Genomic DNA, 12271 nt, shown 5'->3' on the forward strand with positions numbered 1-12271 from the left:
GGCTTGCCACAATGAGCCCGTTCGCCACAACAGCGTTCGGGCAAACCTCAGTCGTTGAAATCTTCCCAGCCGCCCATCTGCTTCCACCGATTGACGATGCCGCAGAACAGCTCGGCCGTTTTCTCGGTGTCGTAGCGAGCCGAGTGGGCCTCGCGGCCGTCGAAGTCGATACCGGCCGCCTGGCAGGCTTTCGCCAGCACGGTCTGGCCATACGCCAGGCCTGCGAGGGTGGCGGTGTCGAAGCTGGAGAACGGGTGAAACGGGTTACGTTTCATGTCCAGCCGCGCCACGGCAGCGTTCAGGAAGCCCAGGTCGAAGCTGCTGTTGTGCCCGACCAGGATCGCGCGTTTGCAGCCATTGGCTTTTAACGCCTTGCGCACACCGCGGAAGATATCGGTCAGCGCCGCTTCTTCACTCACTGCCATGCGCAGCGGGTGATCCAGTTTGATCCCGGTGAACTCCAGGGCCGCTGCTTCAATGTTCGCGCCTTCAAACGGCTCAACGCGGAAGAAGTGAGTGTGTTCCGGGAACACAAAACCCTGCTCGTCCATGCCGATGGTAGTCGCGGCGATTTCCAGCAAGGCGTCGGTGGCGCAATTGAAACCACCGGTTTCTACGTCGATGACAACCGGCAGATAGCCGCGAAACCGCTCGGCCATCGGGTGACGGGAACCGCCACCACTGTGCTCGTGTTCGTCATCGTAATGGTCTTCACTCACTTGCTTTCCTCCAGCAGGCGCCAGCGCAGTGTTTCACCGGCGCGCAGCGGGATAACGGTCAGCTCGCCAAACGGCAGGCTGGCAGGGGCGGTCCAGTCTTCACGGACCAGGGTAATGCGGTCGGTATTCGCCGGCAGGCCGTAGACACGCGGGCCATTGAGGCTGGCGAAGCCTTCGAGCTTGTCCAGGGCATTGCGTTGTTCAAACGCTTCGGCGTACAGCTCGATCGCCGCATACGCGGTGTAGCAACCGGCACAGCCACATGCCGCTTCTTTGGCGTGTTGGGCGTGAGGTGCGGAGTCGGTGCCGAGGAAGAACTTCGGGCTGCCGCTGGTGGCGGCATCCAGCAAGGCCACCTGGTGGGTGTTGCGCTTGAGGATCGGCAGGCAATAGAAGTGCGGCCGAATCCCGCCCACCAGCATGTGGTTGCGGTTGTAGAGCAGGTGATGCGCGGTGATGGTCGCGCCCACGTTGGCCGAAGCCTCGCTGACGAACTGCACGGCGTCGGCGGTGGTGATGTGTTCAAACACCACTTTCAGCGTCGGGAACAGCTCGACCACACGGCGCATGTGCTCGTCGATGAAGACCTTCTCGCGATCGAACACATCCACGTCGCCACGGGTGACTTCACCGTGAATCAGCAGCGGCATGCCGACTTCAGCCATGGCTTCGATGGCCGGCAGGATCTTGTCGATACTGGTCACGCCGGAATCGGAGTTGGTGGTCGCGCCGGCCGGGTAGAGCTTGGCGGCGTGCACGAAGCCGGTCGCTTTGGCAGCGCGAATTTCTTCAGGCTGGGTGCGGTCGGTGAGGTAGAGCACCATCAGCGGTTCGAAGCGGCTGCCGGCCGGTCGTGCAGCGAGGATGCGCTGGCGATAGGCGTCGGCTTCAGCGGCATTACGCACCGGAGGCACCAGGTTAGGCATGATGATGGCGCGGCCAAACGTGCGCGCTACATCGGCCACAGTTTGGGGTAACGCAGCACCATCGCGAAGATGAATATGCCAGTCGTCGGGACGCAGCAGGGTCAGGCGGTCGGACATTGGGGATTCCAGGCGGGTCAATCTGGTGGGAATGCTACCGGAAAAGACTCTTGCAGGCACTCGCTATCAAGTTTTGCAGGACGCTACCGATATCCCTGGGTATGCCTTAACGACGTATGACGCTTTGAAGTGTTGTAGAAACCAGTGGAGCCTCCCGTGCGCCAGCATTATCTAGCCCTGCTCAGTGTGTTCGCCAGCCTGCCTGCGATGGCCCTCACGTTCCAGACACGTCTGGAGAATATTGAGTGGAAGGTGGAAGGCGACCAGTTTGAGTGCCGCCTCACCCAGCCGATCACCGATTTCGGCTCGGGCGAGTTCGTGCGCCGGGCCGGCGAGCAGGCTACATTTCGCCTCAAAGCCTACAACGGTGCGCTGGGCGCGGGCTCGGCAACCTTATTGGCGGCCGCCGCACCCTGGCAGCCGGGCCGTGGCGATATCAACCTTGGCGCCGTGCGTGTCGGCAGTGGCGACGTCTTGTTCAACAGCTCCCAGGCCCAGGCCGGGCGGCTGTTCACCGGTTTGCTCGAAGGGCGCAGCCCGACCGTGCGGCATTACGGGCGTGAAGGCGGCTACTCGGAAGTTCGCCTGTTGCCGGTCAAGTTCAACAAGGCCTTCAACGACTATCAACTGTGCACCACCAAGCTGCTGCCGATGAATTACGACCAGGTCAAACAGACCGAAGTCGGCTTCCCAGGCGGTGGTATCGAGCTGGACGCAGCGGCGAAGAAGAAGCTGGACGTGATTCTCGCGTTCATGAAAGCCGACCCTACCGTCAACCACATCGAGTTGAACGGCCATTCGGACAACAGTGGCAACCGCCTCACCAACCGTGACGTCTCGCGCCGTCGGGCGCTGGCGGTCACGGACTACTTCAAGGCCAATGGCATCCCGGAATCGCAGATCACCATGCGTTTCCACGGCGAAAGCTACCCGCTGGCGCCGAACACCAATGCCGCCAACCGGGCGCGCAATCGGCGTGTGAACATTCAGCTCGAACGCGTCGCAGTGCCTGAGAAGCCGGCGCCACAGGCCACTGCGCCAAGCAACGCCGCCCACACATCCTGAGGTGCGACCATCGGTCGCCCGCTCGACATAATCTGTCGCTTTATCTTCATTTGCTGTCGCGCCTCTGTAAATTCACGGTTTTGGTCGGTAGAATCGACGGCTTTCCGTACAACCCCGTGGAGTGATGGCATGGCCGACGTAAACAAGGTCGTTCTCGCGTATTCCGGCGGCCTGGACACTTCGGTGATCCTCAAGTGGCTGCAGGATACTTATAACTGTGAAGTGGTGACCTTCACCGCTGACCTGGGTCAGGGCGAAGAGGTCGAACCTGCACGTGCCAAGGCGCAAGCCATGGGCGTGAAAGAGATCTACATTGACGACCTGCGCGAAGAATTCGTCCGCGATTTCGTCTACCCGATGTTTCGCGCCAACACCGTCTACGAAGGCGAGTACCTGCTGGGTACTTCCATCGCACGTCCGCTGATCGCCAAACGCCTGATCGAAATCGCCAACGAAACCGGCGCCGACGCCATTTCCCATGGCGCCACCGGCAAGGGTAACGACCAGGTGCGTTTCGAACTGGGTGCCTACGCGCTCAAGCCAGGCGTGAAAGTGATTGCTCCTTGGCGTGAATGGGACCTGCTGTCGCGCGAAAAGCTGATGGATTACGCTGAAAAGCACGCCATCCCAATCGAGCGTCACGGCAAGAAGAAGTCCCCGTATTCGATGGATGCCAACCTGCTGCACATCTCCTATGAAGGCGGCGTGCTGGAAGACACCTGGACCGAACACGAAGAAGACATGTGGAAATGGACCGTCTCCCCGGAGAACGCTCCAGACAAGGCCCAGTACCTGGAACTGACCTACCGCAACGGCGACATCGTCGCGCTGGACGGCGTTGAGATGACGCCGGCCACCGTGCTGGCGACCCTGAACCGTATCGGTGGCGAACACGGTATCGGCCGTCTCGACATCGTCGAGAACCGTTACGTGGGCATGAAGTCCCGTGGCTGCTACGAAACCCCAGGTGGCACCATCATGTTGCGCGCCCACCGCGCCATCGAGTCCATCACCCTGGACCGTGAAGTCGCTCACCTCAAAGACGAGCTGATGCCCAAGTACGCCAGCCTGATCTACACCGGCTACTGGTGGAGCCCTGAGCGTCTGATGCTGCAACAGATGATCGACGCCTCCCAAGTCCACGTGAACGGTGTGGTTCGCCTGAAGCTGTACAAGGGCAATGTGATCGTCACCGGTCGCAAGTCCGATGAGTCGCTGTTCGACGCCAACATCGCCACCTTCGAAGAAGATGGCGGCGCCTACAACCAGGCGGATGCTGCGGGCTTCATCAAGTTGAATGCGCTGCGCATGCGCATCGCGGCCAACAAGGGTCGCAAGCTGTTCTGAGTGATCCCCTCGCTGTGAAAAAGTGGCCCCTGTTTAAGGGGCCATTTTTTTTTGCTTGAATATTCAAGGCACTAGCCAGAAGTACGGCGTGATGTTTAAAAGCGTTTGGTAAATGTTTATGGTCTGTCAGTGAAAAAGTTATGGACTGTGTTTTTGTTTTGGAGTTTTATTTTTTACGTCGGTGAATGATTTTTTAACACCTGCCTAGGAACTATGTCTTACAGAAGATTCACTATATAAGTGCGAATGGTATGTAAGACTAAGAAAATTCTGTAGGAATTAGGGATGTTAGAAAATATGTGGAATGGAACTAAAAGAGTCGGAATTTTCTCACCTGTTCACTCGCCTGACGGCGCCGCGCAATGGGCATTTCCTGAAAGTCTTGTGCGGCACGTTTACCTTGATCCCCTTATACGGCGGATATTTCACTCAAGATATGTATGCCCACGGAAAGGTCTGAAAGTCTGCATAAAATCGGACGCGTCTGGGTTAATGTTTTTTTGTAGGTTAATTCCTATATCGTTGTGGGTTGGGTCTCTGCTTGCTGTTGCTTGGGGGGGAGCGCTATGCCAACTAGGAAACGACTAGGCTATTGTGCTTGCTCTAAATAATTCGAACAGCGAAATTGGACTTTCTCATGAATAAAGTGCTGATCGTGGATGATCATCCCGTCATTCGTCTTGCTGTGCGCATGCTCATGGAGCGTCATGGTTATGAAGTCGTTGCGGAGACTGATAACGGCGTCGATGCGTTGCAACTTGCACGCGAGCATGTGCCGGACATTGTTATATTGGATATCGGAATTCCCAAACTCGATGGCCTGGAGGTTATCTGCCGCCTGGCCTCCACCAAGCAACCTGCGCCTGTGAAGGTGTTGGTGCTGACGTCCCAGGCGCCCGGGCATTTTTCCATGCGCTGCATGCAGGCGGGCGCGGCGGGCTACGTGTGCAAGCAGCAGGACCTGACTGAGTTGTTGAGCGCCATCAAGGCGGTGCTCTCCGGCTACAGCTATTTCCCCAACCAGGCGCTCAACTCCGTGCGCTCCACCATGGGTAACGCCAGTGAGGCGGACATGGTCGAACGCTTGTCGGGGCGCGAAATGATGGTGTTGCAGCAACTGGCGCGTGGCAAAACCAACAAAGAGATTGCTGATGGCATGTTCCTCAGCAACAAGACCGTGAGTACCTACAAGACGCGCCTGCTGCTCAAGCTCAATGCGCGTTCCCTCGTCGACCTGATTGAGCTGGCCCAACGCAACGGCCTGGTATAACGGCGGCGGGCGTCCCGCAGGCGCTCGTAGAACCGGCAAAAAAAAGCCTCCGTCAGGGAGGCTTCCGGTCGAAGGCGGCTCGATCAGAGATCGAAGTCGTAATCGGCCAGCTGTTTTTGCAAGCGTCGCTCTTCCAGAAGGTTATCGATAGTGCGGCGTTTGCTCAAATTGGTCTTGGCCACCTCAACAACCGGGGCTTCCCCGTCGTCGTCCGCATCAACGAGCTCGTCGTCTACTTCCAGTTGTTCTTTGCCAGTGCTCATAAGGTTAACTCCAGGCTAAGACTGCCATTGGCGCTCCTTATAACGATAAACCACGACAGGGTAAAAAAGATTTTTTCAATCGACTGATCGAGAAAACCAATGAACCCTCAATCGTCTGACGTCTTGTCCTTGTATTCGCACAGGTCTTCGATGCGGCAACTGCCGCAGCGCGGTTTGCGCGCCTGACAAACGTAGCGTCCGTGAAGGATCAGCCAGTGATGGGAGTCGAGCAAATACGGCTTGGGCACGAACTTCATCAACTGCTTTTCCACTTCCACCACGTTCTTGCCGCGCGCGATGCCGGTTCGGTTGCTGACGCGAAAAATATGCGTGTCCACCGCCATGGTCAGTTGCCGGAACGCGGTATTGAGCACCACATTCGCGGTTTTACGCCCCACCCCTGGAAGCGCTTCCAGTGCCTCGCGGGTCTGTGGGACTTCGCCGCCATGCAACTCGACGAGCAGGCGGCAGGTCTCGATAACATTCTTGGCTTTGCTGTTGTACAGGCCGATGGTCTTGATGTATTCCGACAACCCCTCCACGCCCAAGGCATAGATGGCCTGCGGCGTATTGGCCACCGGATACAGTTTGGCCGTGGCCTTGTTGACGCCAACGTCCGTGGACTGGGCTGACAGGATCACCGCAATCAGCAATTCGAACGGCGACGAGTAGGCCAGCTCGGTTTTGGGTTCCGGATTGTCTTCGTGAAGCCTGCGGAAAATTTCCAGGCGTTTTGCGGCGTTCATGGGGCAGGCATTTCCTTGCGGGCGGTCAGCGTGAGGGGCAACGTAGGGCCGAGCGTTGCAGGATAAACCATCGTCACCGTGCCCGGCAGCGCCGGTTGCGGCTCAAGCGCCGGTATGGGCATCGACTTGGCGCTGCGCTTCGTCCAGTTTGAGTTGTGCGGCGTTCAGTTCATCCGCGCTGACGTCCGACTGGCGTTGCAGCTTGCTGACATCGGCGCGGGCATAGGCCAGGGCGGTTTTCAACTGACGCAGTTGGGCGTCGACGGGGCGTTTTTCCACGCGCTGCAAGTCGGGCCGGGGCTGTTCGCTGATCGCCTCGGCGTCATGCAGCGCCTGTTCGGCGTTGGACAGTGCGGCGCTCAGCGTTGCCAGTTGCTGCTCGTCGGCATTCAGGTCCTGAGCTTTTTTCAATTCGGCGCGGCGCATGGCCAGCTGGATTTTTGCGCGCTTGAGCTCAGGGTCTTTGGTGGTTGGAGGTGGCGGCGGGCTGTTGACTTCCAGCGCCGCAAGCGCCTGCTCCGCCGCTTCGAACTGCTGCTGCAGGGCAACCAACTGCGACTGCTGCTCAAAGGTCGGCGGGTGGCCGAACGCTTTCAGGGATTTGTGCAGTTGGGCGCGACTCATGGCGACCGTGATCTTGGCTTTCTTGACGGCGGCGTCCCTGGCGGCCGCGGCGGAATCGGCCAGCACGGGCGCAATCGGCGCCGAGCGTTTGGCCCGCGCCAGGCGTTCAGCGAGCTTATGCGCTTCTTCGCGCTGCAAGCGTGCGTTGCGCTGCTCATAACGCCGGCGTGCGCGGTCGCGCTTGAGGCCGCGTTCATGGCGCTGGCGATCGTTGGCCGCCAGGCCGCCCACAATCGGCAGCACGGTGGTCGCAGGGCGCATTTCGATGCAGTCAACAGGGCATGGCGCGACGCACAGGTCGCAACCGGTGCACTCATCGATGATCACCGTGTGCATCAACTTGGCCGCGCCGACAATCGCATCCACCGGGCAGGCCTGGATGCACTTGGTGCAGCCGATGCACTCGGCCTCGCGGATATAGGCGACTTGGGCGGGGGCTTCACCCCGGCTGGTGTCCAGTTCTAGCACCGGCACGCGCAGCAACTGCGCAAGGCCTGCGATGGTTTCCTGCCCACCGGGCGGGCACTTGTTGATCGCCTCGCCCTGAGCGATGCCTTCGGCGTAAGGCTTGCAGCCCGGGTGCCCGCATTTGCCGCATTGGGTCTGCGGCAGCAGCGCGTCGATACGTTGAATCAGGTTCATGGGGTGATCATTGGCGTGCCGGTTAAACAAACAGGACCTGTCGCGGTAAGCAGGCTTGTTGTGGTGAGCGGGCTTGTTGTGGCGAGCGGGCTTGCCCCGCGTTGGGGCGCGCAGCGGCCCTAGACCAGGCGCCTCGTTCTACCTGTAAAAACGCGGTGGTCCTGGTGGGGCTGCTTCGCAGCCCAACGCGGGGCTAGCCCGCTCGCCACAACGAGCCCGTCCACTACAACAGGCCAACTCACTTCAACAAGCCCGCGCCACTCAGCCAGACAGGCTTACTTGATCCGCTGACCCGGCTTGGCGCCGCTGTCAGGGCTCAACAGGTAGATCTCTTCGCCACCAGGGCCTGCGGCCATCACCATGCCTTCAGAGATGCCGAACTTCATTTTCCGTGGCTTGAGGTTGGCGATCATCATGGTCAGGCGGCCATCGAGCTTGGACGGGTCCGGGTAAGCGCTCTTGATGCCGGAGAACACGTTACGTTGCTCGCCGCCCAGGTCCAGGGTCAGGCGCAGCAGCTTGTCGGCACCTTCCACGGCTTCGGCTTTGACGATCAGCGCGACACGCAGGTCCACGGCAGCAAAGGCGTCGAAATCGATTTCGGCCGAAATCGGGTCCTTGTCCAGTTCGCCGTTGCCGGCCGGTGCTGCGTCGCCGGTGTCGGTCTGGCTGGCGACCAGGTCTTCTTTCGAAGCGTCGGTCATCGCCTGCACCTTGACCGGGTCGATACGGGTCATAAGCGGCTTGAACTCGTTCAATTGATGGTTGCTGAGCAAGGTGGCGTGGTCGTTCCAGGTCAGCGGCGCGACGTTGAGGAACGCCTCGGCGTCAGCCGCCAGCAATGGCAGCACCGGCTTGAGGAAGATCACCAACTGCCGGAACAGGTTGACGCCCGTGGCGCAGATCGCCTGGACTTCAGCCTGCTTGCCTTCCTGCTTGTTCAGCGACCACGGTGCCTTGTCGGCGATCCAGGCGTTGGCACGGTCGGCCAGGCCCATGATCTCGCGCATGGCGCGGGCAAAGTCGCGGGCTTCATAGGCGTCGGCGATGCTCGGCGCAGCGGCCAGGAAGGCTTCGGTCAGTTCCGGTGCGGCGTTTTCCGCTACCAGCACGCCGGCATTGCCTTTGTGGATAAAGCCGGCGCAACGGCTGGCGATGTTGACGACTTTGCCGACCAGGTCCGAGTTGACCTTCTGTACGAAGTCTTCCAGGTTCAGGTCGAGGTCGTCGACGCCACGGCCCAGCTTGGAGGCGTAGTAGTAGCGCAGGTATTCCGGCGACAGATGGTCCAGGTAGGTGCGCGCCTTGATAAAGGTGCCACGGGACTTGGACATCTTCTGGCCGTTGACCGTCAGGTAGCCGTGTACGGCAATGCCGGTTGGCTTGCGGTAGCCCGAACCTTCGAGCATCGCCGGCCAGAACAGCGCGTGGAAGTTGACGATGTCCTTGCCGATGAAGTGGTACAGCTCGGCGGTGGAATCCTTGGCCCAGAACGCGTCGAAATCCAGCTCCGGCGTGCGGTCGCACAGGTTCTTGAAGCTGGCCATGTAGCCGATTGGCGCGTCCAGCCACACATAGAAATACTTGCCCGGCTCGTCCGGAATCTCGAAGCCGAAGTACGGCGCATCGCGGGAAATGTCCCACTGTTGCAAGCCGGCATCCAGCCATTCGGCGATCTTGTTGGCCACGGCGTCTTGCAGGGTGCCGCTGCGGGTCCAGGTTTGCAGCATTTGCTGGAAATCCGGGAGCTTGAAGAAGAAGTGCTGGGAATCCTTGAGCACCGGAATGGCGCCGGAAATGGCCGAGCGCGGGTTCTTCAGGTCAGTCGGGGCGTAGGTGGCGCCGCACTTCTCGCAGTTGTCACCGTACTGGTCCTCGGTGCCGCATTTCGGGCAGGTGCCCTTGATGAAGCGGTCGGCCAGGAACATTTTCTTTTCCGGGTCGAAATACTGCGTGATCGAGCGCGTGGCAATGTGCCCGGCGTCGCGCAAGCGCGTGTAGATCTGGCTCGACAGCTCGCGGTTTTCGTCGGAGTGGGTCGAGTGGAAGTTGTCGAAATCGACCAGGAACTCGGCAAAGTCGGCGCTGTGTTCAGCCTGCACATTGGCGATCAGTTGTTCCGGAGTGATCCCTTCCTTTTCGGCGCGCAACATGATGGCCGAACCGTGGGCGTCGTCCGCGCAGACATAAATGCATTGATTGCCGCGATGCTTCTGGAAGCGCACCCACATATCGGTCTGGATGTACTCAAGCATATGGCCAAGATGGATAGAACCATTGGCATAGGGCAGGGCGCTGGTGACGAGGATCTTGCGTGGCTCGGACATGGGGCTCGGCTACTTGATGAAACGGAGGTCGGCCACTATAAAGCGCCGGGAAATTTATTTCACCCCGTGAGGCTGTTTCAACCACCCCCCAACCTTCGAAAGCATGCCGCTGGGCGGCTGGAACGGTTAGGATAGCCGCCTGTTTCAGTCAGTCTTTTTTCGGGAGTAGCCCATGAGCGCCGTCAATCGCGCAGCGGTGGAAGCCGTTCTTCGCCAATACACCGACCCCTATTTGAACCAGGACCCGGTCAGTGCCGGCTGTGTACGCGCCATCGAGGTCCAGGGCGACACGGTGTCGGTCCAGCTGGAGCTGGGTTATGCCGCCGGTCTGTTCAAGAGCGGTTGGGCGCAGATGCTGCAAATGGCTATCGAGGGTCTCGACGGCGTGGGTTCCGCCAAGGTCGACATCCAGTGCGTGATCGCCGCGCACAAGGCCCAGGCGCAAATCCCTGGCCTGGCCAACGTCAAGAACGTCGTGGCCGTGGCGTCGGGCAAAGGCGGCGTGGGTAAATCCACCACGGCGGCCAACCTGGCGCTGGCGCTGGCCCGTGAAGGTGCGCGCGTGGGGATTCTCGACGCCGACATTTATGGCCCAAGCCAAGGTGTGATGTTCGGCATCGCCGAAGGCACCCGGCCGAAGGTCAAGGACCAGAAGTGGTTCGTGCCGATTGAGTCGATGGGCGTGGAAGTCATGTCCATGGCCTTCCTCACCGATGACAACACGCCGATGGTCTGGCGCGGGCCGATGGTCTCCGGCGCCTTGCTGCAACTGGTCACCCAGACCGCCTGGGGCGACCTGGATTATCTGGTGATCGACATGCCGCCAGGCACCGGCGATATCCAGCTGACCCTGGCGCAGAAAGTCCCGGTGGCCGGTTCAGTGATCGTGACCACGCCGCAGGACCTGGCGCTGCTCGACGCGCGAAAAGGCGTGGAGATGTTCCGCAAGGTCAACATCCCGGTGCTGGGCGTGGTGGAAAACATGGCGGTACACATCTGCTCCAACTGCGGGCATGCCGAGCACCTGTTTGGCGAAGGCGGCGGTGCGAAGCTGGCCACCCAATACGGCGTTGAAGTGCTGGCCTCGTTGCCACTGGCGATGGAGATTCGCGAGCAGGCTGACGGCGGCAAACCCACCGTGGCCGCCGAGCCCGATGGGCAGATCGCTCTGATTTACCAGGAGCTGGCGCGGCATGTGGGCGCGCGTATCGTCCTTCAAGAAGCGGCTGCGCCGGCAATGCCGACGATTACGGTCAGCGACGACTGATCCGCCTGAAGGAAAACAAGCCTCGACTGGGTCGGGGCTTTTTCTTGCCTGCGAATAGGTCAACAAGGTGTTACTGCGCTTTTACACAATTGCGCGTGTAAGCATTCGCTTACTTTTCCGTAAGTGTTTGGGTTTTTTGCCGGGGCGGGACGTCTCGAATTGACGAGAGTATTTTCTATCCTGTTGAAATATAACAATTATTTATATTTGTTTGAGCGTTCAAGTCTGTCAGCCCGCCGCTTGGATCCCGTTGAACTTACGTTGGAAGTCTCTAAGATCAGCCCTGTGTCCACGGATTGACACAGCCATCAAGGAACGATGGTTGAAGGAACGTCGCAGGATGCGATTCATCAGGACGATGAAAAGGAATACAGGGACTAGGGAAAAAATGTGGGCGGGTCATACCGCCCCTTTTTTTTGCCTGCAGAAAAGTGAAACCCGCCACACAGAAACGCAAAAAGGCCCGCAAGGGGCCTTTTTTATTGGGCGGCGGCGCTGTTAGCGCTCCAGGTCTGCAAGCTTGCCTTTCTTGCCATCCCACTGCGCTGCATCCGGCATCGGATCCTTGCGCTCAGTGATGTTCGGCCAGATTTCCGCCAGCTCGACGTTCAACTGAATGAATTCCTGCATCTCTGCCGGGACTTCGTCCTCGGAGAAAATAGCGACGGCCGGGCACTCTGGTTCACACAGGGCGCAGTCGATGCACTCGTCCGGGTGGATAACCAGGAAGTTCGGGCCTTCGTAGAAGCAGTCCACCGGACACACTTCGACGCAGTCGGTGTACTTGCACTTGATGCAGTTGTCGGTAACGACGAAGGTCATTTCTAATTTTCTCCTCAGGCGGCGGCAGCGAAACCCTTTGTGGCAGGGCTCGCGAGGTTCGGGAGCGATAGTCTGCAGGCCAGGCTAAAAGCCTGCAGCATCCCAAACCGCGCGAGAGTCTACCAGCTTGCAAGCG

General features: G+C 59.6%; 11 protein-coding genes. 4 read left to right on the plus strand and 7 right to left on the minus strand.

Translation table 11 applies throughout. The annotated features are described in order from the left end of the window. Window positions 1–47 precede the first annotated feature (47 nt). Window positions 48–719, minus strand: coding sequence for a ribonuclease T (gene rnt / locus L8I05_RS09005; RefSeq protein WP_010564138.1), 672 nt, complete (start codon window positions 717–719; stop codon window positions 48–50). Then, window positions 716–1762, minus strand: coding sequence for a dihydroorotase (pyrC, locus tag L8I05_RS09010; protein ID WP_242168439.1), 1047 nt, complete (start codon window positions 1760–1762; stop codon window positions 716–718). The genes rnt and pyrC overlap by 4 nt, the downstream gene beginning before the upstream one ends. Before the next feature lie 156 nt (window positions 1763–1918). Between pyrC and L8I05_RS09015 the strand changes: the two genes are divergently transcribed. From L8I05_RS09015 to L8I05_RS09025, 3 genes are all read left to right on the plus strand, one after another. After that, window positions 1919–2827: an OmpA family protein gene (locus L8I05_RS09015; protein WP_242168441.1), complete on the plus strand. Its 909-nt coding sequence runs from the start codon at window positions 1919–1921 to the stop codon at window positions 2825–2827. A 129-nt stretch (window positions 2828–2956) separates the two neighbouring features. Further along, entirely contained in the window at window positions 2957–4174 is a 1218-nt protein-coding gene (locus tag L8I05_RS09020; protein WP_159954499.1) for an argininosuccinate synthase, read from the plus strand. Window positions 4175–4811: 637 nt separating this feature from the next. Further along, complete coding sequence (locus L8I05_RS09025; RefSeq protein WP_053254650.1) at window positions 4812–5444, plus strand: response regulator transcription factor; 633 nt, start codon at window positions 4812–4814, stop codon at window positions 5442–5444. An 83-nt stretch (window positions 5445–5527) separates the two neighbouring features. Here L8I05_RS09025 and L8I05_RS09030 read toward each other — a convergent pair whose 3' ends face one another. The 4 genes from L8I05_RS09030 to metG all read right to left on the minus strand — a co-directional run bounded on the left by L8I05_RS09030 (window position 5528) and on the right by metG (window position 10046). Then, on the minus strand, window positions 5528–5707 hold the full coding sequence (locus L8I05_RS09030; RefSeq protein ID WP_242168443.1) for a hypothetical protein: 180 nt from the start codon (window positions 5705–5707) through the stop codon (window positions 5528–5530). A 107-nt stretch (window positions 5708–5814) separates the two neighbouring features. After that, complete coding sequence (gene nth, locus L8I05_RS09035) at window positions 5815–6453, minus strand: endonuclease III (protein WP_197624630.1); 639 nt, start codon at window positions 6451–6453, stop codon at window positions 5815–5817. 102 nt (window positions 6454–6555) lie between these two features. After that, a complete protein-coding gene (gene rsxB / locus L8I05_RS09040) occupies window positions 6556–7719 on the minus strand; it encodes an electron transport complex subunit RsxB (RefSeq protein WP_242168445.1) in 1164 nt (387 codons plus the stop codon). A gap of 275 nt (window positions 7720–7994) precedes the next feature. Further along, window positions 7995–10046, minus strand: coding sequence for a methionine--tRNA ligase (gene metG / locus L8I05_RS09045; RefSeq protein ID WP_159954502.1), 2052 nt, complete (start codon window positions 10044–10046; stop codon window positions 7995–7997). Window positions 10047–10218: 172 nt separating this feature from the next. On the opposite strand from metG, the gene apbC reads away from it, so the two are divergent. Beyond that, window positions 10219–11313, plus strand: a complete 1095-nt coding sequence (gene apbC, locus L8I05_RS09050; protein WP_159954503.1) for an iron-sulfur cluster carrier protein ApbC — start codon at window positions 10219–10221, stop codon at window positions 11311–11313. Window positions 11314–11811: 498 nt separating this feature from the next. On the opposite strand, the gene fdxA is transcribed toward apbC, so the two are convergent. Continuing rightward, entirely contained in the window at window positions 11812–12135 is a 324-nt protein-coding gene (fdxA, locus tag L8I05_RS09055) for a ferredoxin FdxA (protein ID WP_159954504.1), read from the minus strand. Window positions 12136–12271 lie beyond the last annotated feature (136 nt).

The organism is Pseudomonas sp. MONT-RG-20F-20-E-7-02, from assembly GCF_022662395.1.
Lineage (GTDB): Bacteria > Pseudomonadota > Gammaproteobacteria > Pseudomonadales > Pseudomonadaceae > Aquipseudomonas.